Annotated in this window: 17 protein-coding genes and 1 pseudogene; 11 read left to right on the top strand and 7 right to left on the bottom strand. The window is 68.5% G+C overall.

What is annotated here, in order from left to right; all coding sequences use genetic code 11:
- The first annotated feature begins 339 nt into the window (after nt 1-339).
- Nucleotides 340-927, top strand: a complete 588-nt coding sequence (locus tag EOT10_RS19070) for a TetR/AcrR family transcriptional regulator (RefSeq protein ID WP_223281070.1) — start codon at nt 340-342, stop codon at nt 925-927.
- Nucleotides 928-1,110: 183 nt separating this feature from the next.
- On the opposite strand, the gene EOT10_RS19065 is transcribed toward EOT10_RS19070, so the two are convergent.
- On the bottom strand, nt 1,111-1,293 hold the full coding sequence (locus EOT10_RS19065) for a hypothetical protein (protein WP_127829432.1): 183 nt from the start codon (nt 1,291-1,293) through the stop codon (nt 1,111-1,113).
- A gap of 247 nt (nt 1,294-1,540) precedes the next feature.
- Nucleotides 1,541-1,675 carry a hypothetical protein gene (locus tag EOT10_RS42625; protein WP_262985423.1) on the bottom strand — a complete coding sequence of 45 codons (135 nt, stop codon included), beginning with the start codon at nt 1,673-1,675 and terminating at the stop codon, nt 1,541-1,543.
- Nucleotides 1,676-2,197: 522 nt separating this feature from the next.
- Between EOT10_RS42625 and EOT10_RS19055 the strand changes: the two genes are divergently transcribed.
- The 10 genes and pseudogenes from EOT10_RS19055 to EOT10_RS42005 form a co-directional block, all read left to right on the top strand.
- Nucleotides 2,198-3,490 (top strand): flavin monoamine oxidase family protein, encoded by a 1,293-nt coding sequence (locus EOT10_RS19055; RefSeq protein WP_127829555.1) that lies wholly within the window; start codon nt 2,198-2,200, stop codon nt 3,488-3,490.
- Nucleotides 3,491-3,726: 236 nt separating this feature from the next.
- Entirely contained in the window at nt 3,727-4,554 is an 828-nt protein-coding gene (locus EOT10_RS19045; protein ID WP_127829431.1) for a phytanoyl-CoA dioxygenase family protein, read from the top strand.
- Nucleotides 4,555-4,565: 11 nt separating this feature from the next.
- Nucleotides 4,566-4,985, top strand: a complete 420-nt coding sequence (locus EOT10_RS19040; RefSeq protein ID WP_127829430.1) for a RidA family protein — start codon at nt 4,566-4,568, stop codon at nt 4,983-4,985.
- Nucleotides 4,986-5,231: 246 nt separating this feature from the next.
- Complete coding sequence (locus EOT10_RS19035) at nt 5,232-6,689, top strand: MFS transporter (protein WP_223281069.1); 1,458 nt, start codon at nt 5,232-5,234, stop codon at nt 6,687-6,689.
- A 106-nt stretch (nt 6,690-6,795) separates the two neighbouring features.
- Nucleotides 6,796-8,097 (top strand): NAD(P)/FAD-dependent oxidoreductase, encoded by a 1,302-nt coding sequence (locus tag EOT10_RS19030; RefSeq protein ID WP_127829429.1) that lies wholly within the window; start codon nt 6,796-6,798, stop codon nt 8,095-8,097.
- A 118-nt stretch (nt 8,098-8,215) separates the two neighbouring features.
- Nucleotides 8,216-8,782, top strand: a complete 567-nt coding sequence (locus EOT10_RS42620; protein ID WP_262985422.1) for an AMP-binding protein — start codon at nt 8,216-8,218, stop codon at nt 8,780-8,782.
- A complete protein-coding gene (locus EOT10_RS42615; RefSeq protein WP_262985421.1) occupies nt 8,710-9,741 on the top strand; it encodes a class I adenylate-forming enzyme family protein in 1,032 nt (343 codons plus the stop codon). The genes EOT10_RS42620 and EOT10_RS42615 overlap by 73 nt, the downstream gene beginning before the upstream one ends.
- A gap of 103 nt (nt 9,742-9,844) precedes the next feature.
- A complete protein-coding gene (locus tag EOT10_RS19020) occupies nt 9,845-11,062 on the top strand; it encodes an acetyl-CoA C-acetyltransferase (RefSeq protein WP_127829428.1) in 1,218 nt (405 codons plus the stop codon).
- A gap of 47 nt (nt 11,063-11,109) precedes the next feature.
- Nucleotides 11,110-11,865, top strand: a complete 756-nt coding sequence (locus tag EOT10_RS19015) for an SDR family oxidoreductase (RefSeq protein WP_127829427.1) — start codon at nt 11,110-11,112, stop codon at nt 11,863-11,865.
- A gap of 198 nt (nt 11,866-12,063) precedes the next feature.
- Nucleotides 12,064-12,345 (top strand): annotated as a pseudogene (locus EOT10_RS42005) (acyl-CoA dehydrogenase family protein); the annotation flags it as partial.
- 361 nt (nt 12,346-12,706) lie between these two features.
- Here EOT10_RS42005 and EOT10_RS19005 read toward each other — a convergent pair.
- The 5 genes from EOT10_RS19005 to EOT10_RS18985 form a co-directional block, all read right to left on the bottom strand.
- Nucleotides 12,707-13,195 carry a nuclear transport factor 2 family protein gene (locus EOT10_RS19005; RefSeq protein ID WP_127829425.1) on the bottom strand — a complete coding sequence of 163 codons (489 nt, stop codon included), beginning with the start codon at nt 13,193-13,195 and terminating at the stop codon, nt 12,707-12,709.
- Between the two features lie 123 nt (nt 13,196-13,318).
- Nucleotides 13,319-14,827, bottom strand: a complete 1,509-nt coding sequence (locus EOT10_RS19000; protein WP_127829424.1) for an aldehyde dehydrogenase family protein — start codon at nt 14,825-14,827, stop codon at nt 13,319-13,321.
- Entirely contained in the window at nt 14,827-15,945 is a 1,119-nt protein-coding gene (locus EOT10_RS18995; protein WP_127829423.1) for a cation diffusion facilitator family transporter, read from the bottom strand. The genes EOT10_RS19000 and EOT10_RS18995 overlap by 1 nt, the downstream gene beginning before the upstream one ends.
- A gap of 69 nt (nt 15,946-16,014) precedes the next feature.
- Nucleotides 16,015-17,046, bottom strand: coding sequence for an ABC transporter ATP-binding protein (locus EOT10_RS18990; protein WP_127829422.1), 1,032 nt, complete (start codon nt 17,044-17,046; stop codon nt 16,015-16,017).
- A complete protein-coding gene (locus EOT10_RS18985; protein WP_127829421.1) occupies nt 17,043-18,101 on the bottom strand; it encodes an ABC transporter ATP-binding protein in 1,059 nt (352 codons plus the stop codon). Before EOT10_RS18985 ends, EOT10_RS18990 begins: the two co-directional genes overlap by 4 nt.
- Nucleotides 18,102-18,122: the final 21 nt, after the last annotated feature.

Below are 18,122 nucleotides of genomic sequence, written 5' to 3'. Positions count from 1 at the left end.
TGGTGGCGCCCTCGGGTGCAGGGAAGCCGCCCGAGGCGGCTTGAGCGCCTTGGGTGCAGCTCATGTCGGCTGCAGAGGCGCGCGTCGCCCCGACTTCTCATGCGTCAGCTCTCGCCTCTGGGTCGGCCGGCCGGTGAGCAGTCGGGTAAGCCGTTGTGGTTGACGGCTACGGTGCGCCAGGTGGTGGAAGGACGGTAGCGAGCCACAGAGATTTACACAACACTCGCTACGCTAAAGCTGTGGCAGAATCACGGGATGCCCAAGAGCCCGCCCCGACACGTGAGCAGCGGTGGCGCAGTCGAGCCGGCCGTGCGGCGTGGCCGACCGACCGGCGACCACGTGGCGAAGCGAGCGGAGTTGCTGAAGGCGGCGGCCTCGGTGATAGCGCAGGAGGGCTACGCCGGCGCGTCGCTGCGCAAGGTGGCCCAGCGCGCGGGGTACACGACCGGGGCGGTGACGTACTACTTCGCGAACAAGGAGGAGCTGGTCACTGCGCTGATCGAGAGCCGTTTCGACAGGTACGAGGAGATGCTCGAAGCCGCCCGCGGTCAGGCCGACATCAAGGCGCTCATAGAGCAGTGGCTGGCTCTGACCACCGGCGATCCCGAGTACTGGCCCGTGATGTCCCAACTGCTTGCCCACGCACGGTTCGAGCCGGCCTTCGCTGCCCTCATCGAGCGGCGCTACGCCCGCTACCGCGAGGTGCATACCTCGATCATCGCGGCCGGGCAGGCTCTGGGCACCATCCGCGACGACATTCCCGCCGACCTGCTTGCTGACCAGCTCAGTGCCATGGGTGACGGCTGGATGATGATGTTCCCCTTCGAACCCGAGAGGTTCACACCCGGCCGCATCCAGGCCCTCGTCGACGCCGCCATCGCCCTGATCTCTCCAGCCCCGGACACCCGCCGCACATCCGGCCCCTGATCGACGAACACACCACCAGGCCACGGTGGTTCGGCAACAATCCCGGCTGACCTGTGCCCACGTGCGGACGGCGGCCACCCCGGGGAGGAAGTCCTCTCGGCAGCCGAACGCCTGGGCTCCGACCGTGCCAGGCAGGGGAGTCCCTCTGGCGGCCATTCTGGACGGATTCCAGGCGTGCCGTTCCTACTTGGTCGAGAGTCCTTGCTCAGGCAACTCCTGCACGGCGAGGAAACAGCGATCGGCCGACTGCCGACCCTCCCCGCCGACGCCTCCCTCCTCGTCGCCGCGCCGCCTGCCCTCCTCGCCGATGTAGCCCCGCTCTACGCCCTCGCCCGGCGCGCCCTCCAGGCAGCGAAGTCCCTTCACTTGACGGGATTCCACGGCCTCACGGACGTGGCCCTGCTGACCGTCACCCACGCAGGCTCAGATGTGGGCAGGCTGCTTTCTGACTCCCTCCTGGGTGAAATACCGCCTTCGGCGCCTCCGCGAACTCGTTGGGGCCTCCCCGGCGGACGCCGACACCGTCGAGGAAACAGCCCACTGGTGGTGGGCACTGCGCACATGGCTGGGTCGCTGACCAAGCTGTCCGACCCCAGCTGATCATTTGCCGTGGTCAGCTGATGCAGAGCGAGGCCGGTCGCCCCTCGGGCACCAGGTCTCTGGCCTTGTCCGGATAGGCGAAGAACGACACGGGGGACTGAGTGACTGCGACGATCAGGTGCTTCACGTCGGCGAGTTGGCGCTGCACCGGCTCGGCCGGATACCCCAGCCGTTCGATCGCCGGCAGGTCCGCACCCCGCTCGATCCTCGCGGCGAACGTCTCGACGAAGGCCCTCGCGCCGATGCCGGCATCAGGTTCGCGGTGCGGCCTGGTGGGTCCAGTGTCGCTGCCATCGCTGCCGCGTCGGTCACCATGCCTTCGAACAGGCCGAGCACGCCTCGCACTTCGGGCCCGAATCCAGCGCGGCCACGACGTGTGTCTCTGACGTGCCCGGGTTGGCGAAACACACGTCCACACCCGCGCCGACCAGTGTGCGGATCAGGAACTGGGCGCCGTTGAGATCGCTCACGGCCAGTTGAGCTCTCGACCGTGCTTGCCGTCGGCTCGCTTCACGTGGGCTGCGCCGTCACCTCGCAGTGGCTGTACGGCTCGCGTGGCCGCAGGAGTCTTGGCCGGCTGATTTTTCGTAACAGGCGTTGCGTTAAGGCTCGGGGGCTGGGTACGGTGCCGCCCATCTACTGGCACTCATAGCGGGAGCTCGTGATCGACATGTACGACGTTGCAGTGATCGGTGCCGGCTTCGCCGGTGTGACCGCGGCTCGGGATCTCAGTCTCGAGGGCTACTCGGTGGTGCAGCTCGAGGCGCGCGACAGGATCGGCGGGCGCACCTTCCTGGGTGAGGCGTTCGGCAGCTCCGTGGATTTCGGCGGCACCTACGTGCACTGGACCCAGCCGCACGTCTGGCCCGAACTCGAGCGTTACGGCATCGGCGTGGTCACGCCCATGGAGATCGAGAGGGCCTACTGGCTCGCCGACGGTATCGTCCACTCCGGGACTCCGGCCGAGCACGCCGACGTCGCTGGTCCGCTGGTCGCCCGGTGTCTGGCCGATGCGCGGGCGCGGTTTCCCCGGCCGTTCGACATCTCCGCCGCCGACACGAGTGCGATCGAGAAGGAGACGCTCGGGGACCGGCTGGACTCACTGAACCTCTCCCGGCATGAGCGGGACGTGCTCGGCGGCGTACTGGCGTCGCTGGTCCACTCCGAGGGCGAGCAGGGCATCGCGCAGTTCCTCTTCTGGTCCGCGATCTATTTCGGCAGCTGGTCGGCGTTCCTTGAAGCGGCCGGTCACTTGCCGATCGAGGGCGGGACCAAGCGTCTGCTCGACGCGATCATGGGTGAGTCGAAGGCTGAACTCTGGCTGTCCACGCCGGTGGCGGCCGTCGAGGACGACGGGCTCGCGGTCATGGTGACCACCCGCGAGGGCGAGCGCATCCGGGCGCGGCGAGCCGTTGTGGCGCTCCCGCTCAACACCCTGAGCGACGTGACCATCACGCCTGAGGTCGCCCGGCCCGTGCGCACCTTGATCGAGCGGAAACAGCCGATGAGGACGCGCAAGATCTGGGCGCGGGTCAAGGGTGAGATCGAACCGTTCACAGCCAGTGCCCCGGCCGGCAAGCACCCCATCAACACCGCCAGGACGGAGTACCGCCACGAGGGCGACACGCTTGTCGTGTGCTTCTGCTCCGACGCCTCGGCTATCGATGGCGAGGATCGCGAGGCGGTGCAGCGCGCCCTGCGGTTGTTCGTTCCCGGTGTCGAGGTGGTGGACACGGCGTGTCACGACTGGGCGGCCGATCCGTTCTCGCAGGGGACCTGGGTGCATCACCGGCCGGGGATGCTGACTGGGGCGGCTCCCTTGATGCGCGAGCCTCACGGGCGCATCCACTTCGCCGGCGGTGATATCGCGGCGGTCGGTGTCGGTGGTATCGACGGTGCCATCGAGACCGGTGCCAAGGCGGCCCGGGACATCGTTCGTGCGCTGGCCGCCGGCCGCGACTGAGGGCGCCCGGTTCGGACGCGAGGTTCGCGAAGTGGTATGTCACCGCCCCACCCAGGTCGTGCACCCCGCGCGCTGTGACGCCTTGCGCAGCGGCGCGCCGGCGTAGTCATCCTGTGCGATCACCGGTCCTCTTCGGCATCCCGTGATCCGTTCACATATTTTTCATCACGAGCGTTGTGCAAATTTGCCCGGCGCTCTACCGTTCTGCTGACCCGACATGAAGGAGGAACCAAACGATGCACGAGTCATTGCGAGAAGCGTTCCGGAACGACGGAGCCGTCCTCATGAAGGACTGCCTCGACGACACGCAGTTGACGAAGTGCCGCGAGGCGTTCGACTGGGCCGTCGCGAACCCCGGCCCCCACGCGACGTCGATGTTCGACGGGACGGAGCAGCGGTCGCTCGTCGACAACGCCAACCCGCTCGCCAAGGACCGGCTGGACGCGCTGGTGTCGGAGCTGCCGTTCGGCCGGATGTTCGCCGAGCTGTGGAGCTCGGAGCACGTCTGGTACTTCGCCGAGGAGGTGTTCCTCAAGGCCGGCGGACACGGCGCGCGCAGTTCCTGGCACCAGGACACCTCGTACCTGCCGTGGGCGGGCGAGCACTGGGGCAACGCGTGGATCAGCTTCCAGTCGATCCCCAAGCAGAACTCGCTGGAGATCGTCCGCAGCTCCCATCGTGGTGTCCAGTACGACGGGACCACGTTCAATCTCGACGATCCGACGGAACCGCTGTACGGCGGGGGAGTCCTGCCTCGTCTGCCCAACATCGATGCCGAGCTCGCGGAAGACCCCGACGCCTACGACATCGCCTCGTGGGCGGTCGAGCCCGGTGACGTCGTCGCACTTCACCCTCGCTCGCTGCACGGCGGCGCCGGCGTCGACGCCGGTTGCCCCGACCGCCACACCCTGGTCCTCCGCTTCTTCGGCGACGACGCCACGTTCCGTCCCCTCCCGGACGCGAACAAGCGCTACGCCCGCAACGGCGTCCTCTTCGAGGACGAGATGGCGAAGCTGAACCAGGGAGAGCCGTTCCGCTCGCCCATCTTCCGCCAGGTCGTCTGATCGGATTTGTGATGAGTCTTTCTGACAAAGAACGCCAATCGATCAACCCGCCTCCGACCCAGGAGGTCTACGACCGGCTGCACTTCTCGCAGGCGACTCGCGTCGGCGATCTGATCTGGGTGTCCGGTCAGGTCGGGATCGACACGACGGACATGAAGCCCGGCGACGGCATGGAGGCCCAGGCGCGACTCGCGTTCGAGAACGTGAGGACCGTCCTGCGGGCCGCGGGAGCGAGCCTGGCCGACATCGTCGAGCTGACGACGTTCCACACCGATCTCCGAGGCGACATACAGGAGTTCGTCCAGGTCAAGGACGAGTTCCTCCCCGACCGGTACCCGTCGTGGACCGCGGTCGGAGTGACCCAGCTGGCCCGCCCCGAACTGCTGGTCGAGATCCGTGTCGTCGCCGTGGCCGGCAGCGGCGACGGCTGACCCGACTGCACACCGGTCGGATGACACAAAAGGTGAGCGCATCCGCATGAGAAGTCGGATCGACGCACGCCGCATGCCGTCGACATGAGCCCCGCCCGAGGCGCTCAGGTCGCCTCGGGCGCAGCCCAAGCTCTCGTGGCCGGCTCCCGAATTGCTGCACAGAACATTGTTTGAGTTTGAGTCCCATAGCGAGGCCGGCAACGACGTCGGCCTCTCGACTCGCTTCCTGATCCGCACGCAGTCGGCGTGCCAGCTCCTTCTTGTCCGCGCGTGCCACGGTGCCGCCGCATGAAAGGAAGAACAATGGATCGTTCAGACACCGCAGAGAAGGCTGTCCGGGTGCGGAATGCCGCGGACATGTCTGCGCGGCTCGACCGCTTGCCGGTGATGACCCCGCACATCATCTGGATCGCGATCCTGGCCGCCAATCTGGCGCTCGAGTTCTATGACAACGCGCTCTTCGCCTATGTGATGCCGGCGATCAAGGAGAACACCGGCTTCACCCTGGGGCAGATCGGCACGGTCAACACCGCCTTTTTCGTCGGGATGGTCGTGGGCGGTCTGGGCGGTGGACGACTGTCGGACAGATCCGGCCGACGGTCGGTCCTCGTATGGGGGACGGTCCTCTACTCGTTCGGAGCACTGGCGACCGCGCTCTCGCCGAACTTCGAGCTGATGCTCATCGCCCGTGTGGTCACGGGTATCGGGGTGCAGGCGGCGGCTTCGGTTCTGCTGGTCTACGTCGCGGAGATGTTCCCGAGCAAAACGCGTGGCCGGTTCGTGTCGGTCCTGACCTCAGGGTTCGTGGTCATTGCGCCAACGATCGCGCTGCTCGCGCTGGTTGTGGTCCCCCACGGTGGACCGAATACGTGGCGGCACCTGTTCCTCATCGGCGGTATCGGCTTGGTGATAGCTCCTCTGGTGCGCTTCCTCATACCGGAGTCGGTGCGCTGGTACGCCTCTCATGGGCAGATCGACAAGGCTGAGGAGATCGTCGGGAAGCTCGAGGCGCGTGCCCTTCGTCGCGGACCGCTGAGCGAACCGCAGGCCGTTCCGGAAGGCGCACAGGGCCTCTCACTCCGCCGGCTTTTCGGGCACAAGCGCGTGATCCGCACCATCGCAGTCGTGTCCGTCGGCTATTTCGGAACAACCCTGGGCTACTACCTGTTCCAGAACTGGGCTCTCTACTCGCTCGTCTATGGCCTCAAGTACTCCGAGGCCGACGCGTACGAGATCCAGTTCATCTGGAACGTGGTCTACTGCGTCACCCCCCTCGTGGCGCTCCTGGTCATGGACAGGGTCGAGCGGAAGACGCTCATCCTCCTCACGTCCGTCATCTCCGCCGTACCGCTCGTGCTGCTCGGCATGTCGACCAGCAACTGGGTCGTCCTCGCCTCGGGCGGTGCCGCCGCCATCGTGACCGGGATCGTCATCACCGTCTTCTACACCTACATCCCGGAAACGATCCCCGGGGAGGCCCGCGGCCTGGGCAGCGGGATCATCATCAGCTTCGGGCGTGTCGGCGGTGCCGTCTCGGGCGTCTTCGGCGCAGCGCTCTTCGGTGGCTGGGGCATGGGCGGCGTGATGGTCACCGCGGCGGCCGCCTACATCGTGTTCTCGATCGTCGTCTTCATGTTCGGGCCTCGGACAACGAACCGTCCGCTCGAAGGAGTCGCCGCCGAAGAGCTCAGTACAGCGAAGTAGCCCCGCGACAGCGCAGGGCGGTTCGGGCCGAGAAGGCACCGGTGCAGAGAAGAAGCAATGGAGAGCGTGCGCGGGCGTTCGCGCGCGGCTGGTACGGAGGTTTGAGATGACGTCCGCAGGTGTCACCTACTCGGAGTTCGGCTGGGTCGATCCGCCCACCGATGTCACTGCACCAGTCAAGGGCGAGCTCACCTGTGACGTCGCAGTCGTCGGCGGTGGGTATGCCGGCATGGCGGCGGCGCTGCGGCTGGCCGAGCGAGGTGCCGACGTCGTCCTGCTCGAGGCCGGGTTCTGCGGCAGCGGGGCGAGTTCGCGCAACGCCGGCCAGCTGGGGAGTGTGCCGGGGGGTGATCCGAGCCTCCTCAGCCTGGTGCACGCACGCCGCTGGCCCGGCATCATCCGCCTCACTGAGGGAGCCCTCGACTTCACCGAGGAACTGATCGGGCGACTCGGCATCGACTGCGAGTACGAGCGAACGGGCAATGTCCGGGCAGCCGTCTCCCCGGGGCAGCTTCGGCTCGCGAGGAAGGCGGCGGACATCTTCCAGAAGGCGGGGGTGGACGTCGAGTTCGGCGACGGGCGTGATCTCGGCCTGCCGAACGCCTTCCTCGGCGGCATGTTCGAACGTGCCGGTGGGGTCATGGACCCCGGAAAGTTCGCCCTCGGTCTGCGAAAGGCACTGCTCGCATCGGATGCGAAGGTGTTCGAACAGACCGCCGTCCAGGCGGTGGAGCCCACCAGCGCGGGGGTCATCGTCACCGTGCCGGGAGGCCACGTCCGTGCCGAGCGGGTCGTGCTCGCCACCAACGCCTACTCCCGCGAGCTCGCGATCGCCCCGAAGCGACTGGCGGCACCGATCTGGGTCAGCATGGTCGAGACCGAACCGATCCCGTCCGACCTTCTGACCGGGACCGGCTGGACGAGCCGTTCCGGCATCGTCACCCAGCACAACATCATGCAGAACTACCGCATCACCCGGCGCAACACGATCGTCACCGGTGTTCGCCGGCTGCAGGTGGCCCGGGGCACCGTGGGCGTCCGTAAGCCGGACCCCGAGGTCGTGGCGGACATCACCGAGGGCTTCCGCGCCCGGTTCCCCTCGCTGCACGACATCGCGATCCAGCGGGCATGGGGCGGATGGATCGCCAGTACACCGTCGATGCTGCCGGTCGCCGGAGAGGCGACGAAGAACGTCTCCTACCTCATCGCCTGCAACGGCCATGGCCTCTCCCAGGCCCCCCACCTCGGCACACTACTCGCCGACCGGCTCGCCGGCGACGAGGTCCACGACGACCTCGCCACCGTATGGCGAGAGCGGCCGCGGTTCACGCCCGCGTTCACCTTCAGCGCTCCGGTCCTGCACGCACTGTGGGCAGTGGACCGGAGGGCGGATCGCAAGGCGTCATAGCGGTCCTCGTCCTGCCGTAGACCACATCCCGGCCCGGGGCACCCACGGGCGTTCCGGGCCGGAGTGCCTCTCGAACCGATTCACCTCAAGCCGTAATGCGCACACTGGAGTGCCCTTCATGAGCTTCAACCTCGCCACCGCCCTGCGGGAGTCGCGCGTCGCGAACCCTGACAAGCCGCTGTGCCACTTCGCGGACATGACCTTCAGCTATGCGCAGGTCGATGAGATCTCCGGCAAGGCTGCGAACGGCCTCCTGTCCCTCGGGCTGCAGCGGGGTGACAAGGTCGCCGTCCAACTGCCCAACGTGCCGCAGTTCTTGTTCACGTACTTCGGCATCCTCAAGGCGGGCCTGACGATGGTCCCGCTCAACCCGTTGCTGCGCGCTCCGGAGATCGCGTATCAGCTCGACGACTCCGACGCGAAGCTGCTCGTGACCTTCGAGTCGTTCGCCGACGAGGCTCTCGAGGGTGCGCGGCAGGTCGAGGGGGTGGCCACGTACGTCGTCACGACGCCGACCGGCGACGGGCTGCCGGAGGGCGCGCTCCCTTACGACGGGCTGTACTCCGCCGAGGACACCGGCGACATCGTGCCACCAACGCGGACGACACCGCCGTGCTGCTGTACACCTCGGGTACCACCGGCCGGCCGAAGGGCGCCGAACTCACCCACTTCCAGCTCTACATGAACTGCACCGTCGCCGGAGACGTGTTCGGCATGCAGGAGGACGACGTGTCCGTGGCGGCCCTGCCGCTGTTCCACGTCTTCGGGCTGTCGAGCGTCCTCAACGTCGGCGTGCGCTTCGGCAGCACGATCGTCCTCGTGCCCGGGTTCGAGGCGGAGTCGGTGCTCGACGCCATCGAGCGGCACTGCTGCACGATCTTCACCGGCGTTCCCACCATGTACGTCGCGCTGCTGTCGGCCGACATCTCCGGCCGGGACCTGGCTTCGCTGCGGGTCGGCGTCTCCGGCGGAGCCGCGATCCGGGGCGAGGTGATCCGCGCGTTCGAGGAGAAGCTCCCGGGCGCCGTGATCCTGGAGGGTTACGGACTGTCGGAGACGGCCAGCACCACGACGTTCAACATCAGTGCCGAGGCCCGGAAGGTGCTGTCGATCGGCAAGCCCGTCTGGGGCGTCGAGGTGCGCGTGGTCGACGAGAACGACGAGCCGCTGCCGCCGGGGCCCGAGCACATCGGGGAGGTCGTCGTCCGTGGCCACAACATCATGAAGTGCTACTACAAGCGGCCCGAGGCCACCGCCGAGGCGCTGCGGAACGGGTGGTTCCACACCGGCGATCTCGGCTACGCCGACGAGGACGGCTATTTATTCATCGTCGATCGCAAGAAGGACCTGATCATCCGCGGCGGGTACAACGTGCACCCGCGCGACGTGGAGGAGGTGCTGTTCGCGCACCCGGCGGTGGCCGAGGCGGCCGTCGTCGGCAAGTCCGACGAGCGGCTCGGCGCGGAGGTGCTCGCCTATGTGGCGCTCAAGCCAGGTGCGTCTGCCACGCCCGAGGAGATCGCCGCCTACTGCAAGGACCGGATGGCCGCGTACAAGTATCCGCGCGAGGTGCGTCTCGTGGATCCGCTGCCGAAGGGCCCGACGGGCAAGATCCTCAAGAAGGCGCTCCGCACGCGGGTGTGACCCGGCCGACACCAACCTGCGAACTCTGAGCTGTTGACGACTGCATCGTCCTGCTGCAGTCTCTTTTTTGCTAAGCAACCGCTTAGTTTGTGAAAGGGGGATCATGCCTGAAGCCGTCATCGTCGCCACCGCCCGCTCGCCGATCGGGCGGGCCCACAAGGGCTCCTTGAAAGACATGCGTCCCGACGACCTCGCGGTCCAGATGGTCCGGGCGGCCCTCGCCAAGGTCCCCGAGCTCGACCCGAGGACGATCGACGACCTGGTGCTCGGCTGCGGTCAGCCGGCCGGTGAGGCCGGCTTCAACCTGGGTCGGATCGTTGCTGTCCTGGCGGGCCTGGACGAGGTGCCGGGCACCACGGTCAATCGCTACTGCTCGTCCAGCCTGCAGAGCACCCGGATGGCGCTGCACGCGATCAAGGCGGGTGAGGGGGATGTGTTCATCTCCGCCGGCGTGGAGACGGTCAGCCGCTACACCAAGGGCAATGCGGACGGCCTGCCCGACACCAAGAACCCGCTCTTCGCCGAGGCGCAGTCCCGCACCGAGCAGTTCGCCGCCGGCGGTCGAACCTGGGCGGACCCGCGTACTCAGGGCCTGCTGCCGGACGCCTACATCGCGATGGGCCACACGGCCGAGAACGTCGCACAGTTCAAGGGTGTGAGCCGCGCGGAGCAGGACGCGTTCGGTGTGCGCAGCCAGAACCTCGCCGAGAAGGCGATCGCCGACGGCTTCTGGGAGCGCGACATCACCCCGGTCACGCTGCCGGACGGCACCGTGGTGTCCAAGGACGACGGCCCGCGTGCCGGGGTCACGCTGGAGGCGGTCTCCGCGCTGAAGCCGGTCTTCCGGCCCGACGGCACCGTGACGGCGGGCAACTGCTGCCCGCTCAACGACGGTGCCGCCGCGGTCGTCATCATGTCGGACACCAAGGCCCGTGAGCTGGGCCTCACCCCGCTGGCCCGGGTGGTCTCCACCGGCGTCTCGGGCCTCTCCCCGGAGATCATGGGCCTGGGCCCGGTCGAGGCCTCCAAGCGGGCCTTGGAGCGGGCCGGTCTGACCATCGGCGACATCGACCTGGTCGAGATCAATGAGGCCTTCGCCGCCCAGGTCATCGCGTCCGCCCGGGAGTTGGGTATCGACGAGGACCGACTGAACGTCAACGGCGGCGCGATCGCCGTCGGCCACCCCTTCGGCATGACGGGCGCCCGGATCACCAGCACCCTCATCAACTCGCTGCAGTGGCGCGACAAGCAGTTCGGCCTGGAGACCATGTGCGTCGGCGGCGGACAGGGCATGGCGATGGTGCTGGAGCGCCTCTCGTGACCGCGACAGAAGGCCAGGTCGGACCTGAGACGAGAGGAAGGGCAGCCATGACTGGGAAGTTCGCGGGACGGACGGCGATTGTCACCGGCGCCAGCCGGGGCATCGGGCTTGCCATTGCCGAGCGGCTGGTGGCCGAGGGTGCCAAGGTGGTCATCACCGCTCGTAAGCCGGAGGCGCTCGAGGAGGCCGTCGCCCGGCTCGGCGGCCCCGAGCACGCGCTCGGCATCGCGGGCCGCGCGGACGACGCCGACCACCAGGCAGAGGTCGTCAAGCGTGCGATCGACACCTTCGGCAGCGCCGACCTGCTGGTCAACAACACCGGCATCAACCCGGTGTACGGCCCGATGGTCGAGATGGACCTTGCCGCCGCCCGCAAGATCTTCGAGGTCAACTGCATCGCCGCCCTGTCGTGGGTGCAGCAGGTCCACCAGGCCTGGATGAAGGACCACGGCGGCGCGGTCGTCAACGTCTCCTCGGTGGCCGGGGTCAAGCCCGCGCCCGGCATCGGCTTCTACGGAGCCAGCAAGGCGATGCTCACTCACATCACCAAGGAGCTCGCAGTCGAGCTCGGCCCGGACATCCGGGTGAACGCGGTCGCCCCGGCCGTCGTGAAGACCAAGTTCGCCACCGCCCTCTACGAGGACAGGGAGGACGAGATCGCGGCGACGTACCCGCTCAAGCGGCTCGGCGTACCGGAGGACATCGGCAGCGTCGTCGCGTTCCTGCTCTCCGAGGATGCCGCCTGGATGACAGGGCAGCTGCTGGTCGTCGACGGCGGTGTGCTGCTGACCGGAGGTGTCTGATGCCGGTACGTGACAAGGGCGTTGCCGTCACCGGCGCCGACCGCGCCGGGCTGCAAGCTTCAGCGGCGGCTCGAGGAGCAGGGGCGCGGCGATGACAACACCCGTGGAAGCCGTGGTCTTCGACTACGGCGGTGTCCTCACCGGCCCGGTCCGCGACTCGATCGCGGCGTGGCTCGAGGCCGACGGCGTCGAGCCGGGGTCGAGTCGGCCGGCGCCGCCGCCCGCTACGCCGCGGCCACCTTGGCGGCCGGCGACCCGGACGGGGAGATCGCCGCCACCGTCGCGCAGGCCTACTGCAGCGACCTCGCGGTGAAGGCGGCGGAGGAGGCGATCCAGCTGCACGCCGGCATCGGCATGACCTGGGAGCACCCGCTGCACCTGTACCTGAAGCGTGCGAAGGCCGACCAGATCGCCTTCGGCACCGGCGGCGACCACCGGGCGCGCCTGTCCCACCTGGTCGAACTACCGGGGCCCCGATGATTCAAAGGCCCTGTACGGCGAGAGCGGCGAACCCAAAGGAACTCCCAGCCGCAACGCCACTGAGCCCGAGGGCCTTCCACAGGCCCTTCGCTCCGTCGCCGACGATCAGCTCGGGGTCGCGCATGCCGCGCCTACGGCAGTCCCGCAGCGGGTCCGCCCACGACTCGGTGTGGGTGGTCGGTTCGAAGACTTCGTACAGGTGGTCGGCGGCTCGGCGAGCTGGCGCCGCTGCTGTGGGTTCCCATTCGGAGTGGTCCGTTCCGGCGTGGTGGCCAGGCCTTTGTCGGCATGTCTCATTCGTGGGCCAAGGCGTCCTGGCTCGCGATCTTGTCCCTTGCGGCTGAGCTGACCTCGTCCTGCTTCAGTTCGAACGTGGCTCGGCTGCTGCTTCGAGCCGCTCGGTCGGTCCTGCAAAGGCCAGGTACAAGGACCGAGAGCTGAGGAGCCAACGGTCTTCGACCTTGCAGAACGAGTCCTCGTAATGGCCGACCTGCGTCGGGGCCCGCGGCGGGACGAAACCACCGGTATATCCGTCAACACGGTAGGTCGTGAAGTATGTGGTCGCGGTGGCTGTCGCCTCGGATGTGACGGTGACCAGGATGTTCGTGCATATCCGGCGCGAGAGCCGGTCCGCAGGTCGGCCGGCGAAATACGACCGAAGTGCATCACGGCCCTGGATCCGACGGTCGCCCTCCGCCCACTCCCAAAACCCGGCATCCGTAAACAGATCGGCCACGTCGCCCGGGTCACCGAGGTCGAGCTTGTGGACGAACTCGACGATGAGGCGTTCACAAGCACGCTCGGCGAGCAGACGGTCTGTGGGATCCAGCGCTTTAGTAGCCACCCTCATGTCGTATCAGGATGATCAAGGACGCCGCGACAGCTTTTTTGCGTCCTGCGCATCCGCGAGCGGCTTCGTCTTGCGCCATGCCTGCGACCAACCATTGGCCGTCGCCCAAGAACAGGCAACCCGTCAAATCGCCTTGGCGGTTTGACGCCTGATGGCGACCACCTTCGGTTCGGTCATCGCCTCCACGGCGGATCGGATGCCCTCACGGCCCACACCCGAGTGCTTCGGGCCGCCGAAGGGCATGGCGTCGATTCTGAAGTCGCTGCTTTCGTTGATCATCACGGCGCCCACGCGCAGTGCTCCCGCAATCGTCACGGCCCGGTCCAGGTCCTGGGTGAAGACACCTGCCTGGAGGCCGTAGGCGGTGGCGTTCGCCTGCTCGACGGCCTCACTCACGGTGTCGAAGGGCTGGACCGTCACGACGGGACCGAAGACCTCCTCGCTCATCAGCCGTGCGTGCGCGGGGACGTCGGTCAGTACGGTCGGCCAGTAGAAGGCCCCCTCGCGGCGCGCGCCGGCGCGGGCGATTGCACCGCCTCGCTGCGCCTCTTCCACCCACTCCTCTACCCGCATCGCTTCTCGTACGTCGATGAGTGGGCCGACGTCTGTACGGGGATCCGTCTTGCTACCCACACGCAGCGCGTGGGTCCTGGCCGCCACGTGCTCGACGAAGCGTTGTATCAACGCAGCCGCGACAAACACCCGTTGGACGGACAGACAGTTCTGTCCGGCCACGCCGAACGCGCCCTCGACCACGGACCGGGCCGCGAGCCGCCAGTCCGCGTCTGCCAGGACCAGGACGGCGTTGTTGCCGCCGAGTTCCATGAGGGTCTTCTTCGCTCCGGCCGCGCGGGCCACGGCCTCCCCGGTCCGGTGGCCGCCGGTGAACGAGACGAGGTCGACGATCGGATGGCCGGCCAACGCCGCCCCGGCGCGGTGACCGGAGCCCGGCACGACGGCGAGACGCTGCGCGGGCACGCCCGCGTCGAGCAGGATCTCGGCTAAGGCCAGCGCGGTGAGGGGGGTGCGTTCGGCGGGTTTGAGGACGGCGCCGTTGCCTGCCACCAGGGCCGGGCCGAGCTTGTGGGCCACCAGGTTGAGCGGATCGTTGAAGGGTGTGATGGCGGCGACCACGCCGACCGGCTCGCGGGTGTACCACCCGAGCCGCCCCTCGCCGCGTGGTGTGTCGGCGAAGGGAAGCGTCTCCCCGGTGAGGTGGCCGGCCTGGTCGGCGGACAGGCGGAGCGTCTCGGCGGCGCGAGAGATCTCGGCGTCCGCCTCCCGTACGGTCTTGCTGCTCTCCCGTGAGATGACCTCGGTCAGCAGTTCGCGGCGGTCCAGGACCAGCCTGGCAGCCGCGGTGAGCGCCTCGCGCCGCTGCCACACCGGCCAGGGCGAGCCGTGCGTGGCGGCGGCCACCGCTCGGACCGCCTCGTCGACTTCGGCTTCGTCCGCGTCCGTGACGTAGCCGAGGAGGCTGTCGTCCTCGGGGTCGTGCACGGCGAAGGACACCTTGCCGTCCACCCAAATACCGGACCACAGCGCGCCGGCGGGCGGTTGCCAGGTCAGTGAGGTGCTTGAGGTGCTTGAGGTGCGTGACGAGTCCAGCGTCGTGTCGATGTGCGGCGTCATCACGACACCTTCTCGAAGTGGTGGGCGACCGCTTCGTGGGCGTCGTGTCCGCCGTCGTCGCTCGGACTCACATGCACAAGGGCGTCCTGGAGTCTGGGTACGTGGTGCAGCAAGGTGTGCCGTACCTGTTGGGCGATGTCGTGGCCCTCGACGAGGGACTTCTCGCGGTCGACGAGCACGGCCACCTCGGCGTGCATCCTGTGCCCGAGCCAGCGCATGCGCACGGCCTCGATCCGGACGACACCCTCCACGCCGGCGATGTGCTGCTCCGCGGTGGTGACGATGTCCGGGTCCACGGCGTCCATCAGCCGGCGGTAGATGTCGCGGGCGGCACCGCGGAGCACCATGAGGATGGCGACGGTGATCAGCAGGCCGATGACCGGGTCCGCCAGGGGGAAGCCGAGCAGGACGCCGATCGCGCCGAGGACGACAGCGAGCGAGGTGAGGCCGTCGGTACGGGCATGCAGGCCGTCGGCGACGAGCGCGGCGGAGCCGATGCGGCGGCCCACGCGGATGCGGTAGGAGGCGACGAGTTCGTTGCCGACGAAGCCGATGAAGCCGGCCGCGGCGACCAGCCACACGTCGTCGATGGCCTGGGGGTGGCGCAGGCGTTGCACCGACTCCCAGCCGGCGACGAGCGCCGATGCCGCGATCATGAGGACGATGAAGATTCCGGCGAGGTCCTCGGCACGTCCGTAGCCGTAGGTGTAACGGCGGGACGAGGCGCGGCGCGCCAGCACGAAGGCGACCCACAGCGGAACGGCCGTGAGCGCGTCGGAGAAGTTGTGGATGGTGTCGCCGAGGAGGGCGACCGACCCGGAGAACACGACGACGATCACCTGAAGGACCGCCGTGGTCAGCAGGGCGACCAGGCTGATCTTGAGGGCGCGGATGCCCTCGTCGGAGGACTCCAGAGCGGCGTCGGTCGAGTCGGCGGCGTCATGGCTGTGCGGGCGGAAGATCTCCAGGAGCGCGCCGCGCAGGCCGCCCGGGTGGGCGTGGCCGTGACCATCGCCGTGGCTGTGATCACCGGCGTGACCGTGACCGTGACCGTCACCGTGTTCGTGTGCGTGGCCGTGCGCATCAGCATGCGCGTGATCGTGATGGTGCGTGGACATGCGGGGTCCTCTCCCGTACGGCTGAAGGAATGGTCGTGGCGCCGCAGTGCCGGTGGGCCGGAACGGGCGTCAGGGGCCCGGGAAGTGGCAGGCGACGTGATGCTGCTGCTCGGATTGCGCCGGGCTCCACGCGGGAGCCTCCGCGGCACACCGCGCCTGGGCCTTGGGACATCGGGTGTGGAACCGGCAGCCCGACGGCGGACTCAGCGGGCTCGGCGGCTCGCCCCGCAGCGTGCTGAAGGTACTGACGGTGCCGTCGGTCTGAGGCGAATCGGGCAGCGAGGACGCCAGCAGGGCCTGGGTGTACGGGTGCGCCGGGTGCTCGAACAGCCGGTGGCGCGGGGCCACTTCGACGACTCTGCCGAGATACATGACGGCCACCCGGTCGCAGATGTGCCGTACCACCCTGAGGTCGTGGGAGATCATCAGGAGGGTCAGCCCGAGTCGGTCCTTGAGCTCGACGAGCAGGTTGAGGATGTGGGCGCGGTTGGAGGCGTCGAGCGCCGACGTGGGTTCGTCGCACACCAGGAAACGGGGACGCAGCAGCAGGGCCCGCGCGATGACCGCCCGTTGCAACTGCCCGCCGGAGCACTCGTGCGGCAGTCGTCCGGCGTACGAGTCGTCGAGTCCGACCTGCGCGAGGACCTTGGAAATGCGTTGCCCGCGTTCTTCACGGGTGCCCAGGCGGTGCTGGGCCAGTGGAGCTTCGAGGCTGACGCCCAAGCGCATGCGGGGATCGAAGGCGGACAGCGGGTCCTGGAAGACGAGTTGCATCGAGCGTCGCAAGGCCTTGCGTTCCCGGCCGCCGGTCGCGCGGGAGACGTCGGTGCCGTCGAACATTACGCGCCCGGAGTCCACCGGCGTCAGTCCCAGCAGCGCCCTGGCGAGCGTGCTCTTGCCGCACCCCGACTCGCCCACGAGGCCCAGGACTTCGCCGCGCTCGATCTCCAGGGAGACGCCGTCCACGGAGTGGACCCGCTTGCCGCCCCGGCCGAACACGCCGCCGCGGACCGGGTAGTGCTTGACCAGGCCGTCGACGCGAACCAGCGGGGTGCGCGAGACGGGCATCGGCAGGTCGACGGGGGCGGCGGGCGCGGTCATGCGCTCACCATCCGGTCCGGCGATGGTGACGCCCAGCAGCGGCTGCTGTGATCGGCACCGCAGGTGTGCAGCGTCGGTTCGGTGTCCTCGCACGCGTGGGAGATGCCGAGTTCCTCCGCCACCGGACACCGTGGGCGGAACCGGCAGCCGTGGTCGAGGCCGCGCGACTGAGCCGTACTGCCCTCGATGGCGAAAAGGCGCCCGTCCTCGGACCGCAGCAGCGAAGCACGCAACAGCGCTCGGGTGTAAGGGTGTTGGGGGTCGGTGAAGAGCTCCTGGGTGGTGCTCTCCTCGACGATGTGGCCCGCGTACATGACGGCCACGCGATCGGCCAGCGAGGCGACGATCCCGAGGTCGTGAGTGATCAGCAGGACCGAAAGGCCCCGCTCACGCTGCTTGCGGCGCAGCAGGGCGAGGATCTGGGCCTGGACGGTGACGTCGAGGGCCGTGGTCGGTTCGTCCGCGATCAGCAGCCCGGGGTCGCCGGCGAGGGCGGAGGCGATCATCACGCGCTGCGCCATACCGCCCGACAGCTGATGCGCGTAGGAATCCGCCACCCGGTCGGGGTCGGCGATCCCGACATCGTGCAGCAACTCCTCGGCCCGCGCGCGTGCCTGGCGCCGGCTGAGGCCGTGGCGCAGCCACAGGGGTTCCACGACCTGGCTGCGCACCGTGGCGGTGGGATCGAGGCTGGCCTTGGGCTGCTGGAACAGCATCGCGACCTGGTTGCCGCGGATGTGGTTCATGCGTCCGGCGGAGCAGCCGGCCAGGTCCTCGTCGTCCAGGGTGATGCGGCCCGCGGTGATGTGCGCGCCGGCCGGCAGCAGGCCGGTGACGGCGTGGGCGGTGAGGCTCTTGCCGGATCCCGACTCGCCGACGAGAGCGACGATCCGGCCGGACCGCACGGTCAGATCGAGGCCGTCCACCGGGGGAGTGCCGCCGGCGGGGGCGTGGTCGGCGAACTCCACGCGCAGGTCGCTGATGGAGAGGTGGGCGCCGGTGGCCGGGTCGGGCTCTTTCCCTGTGGATGCGGAGGTGCGCGGGCGTAGGTGCATGATGCAGCTCCTCTGGCTGGC

The organism is Streptomyces antnestii (genome assembly GCF_004005495.1).
In the GTDB taxonomy this organism is placed as follows: domain Bacteria; phylum Actinomycetota; class Actinomycetes; order Streptomycetales; family Streptomycetaceae; genus Streptomyces; species Streptomyces antnestii.
The sequence above is the reverse complement of the archived record's forward strand: the minus strand, read 5'-3'. Positions and strand labels throughout refer to the sequence as shown.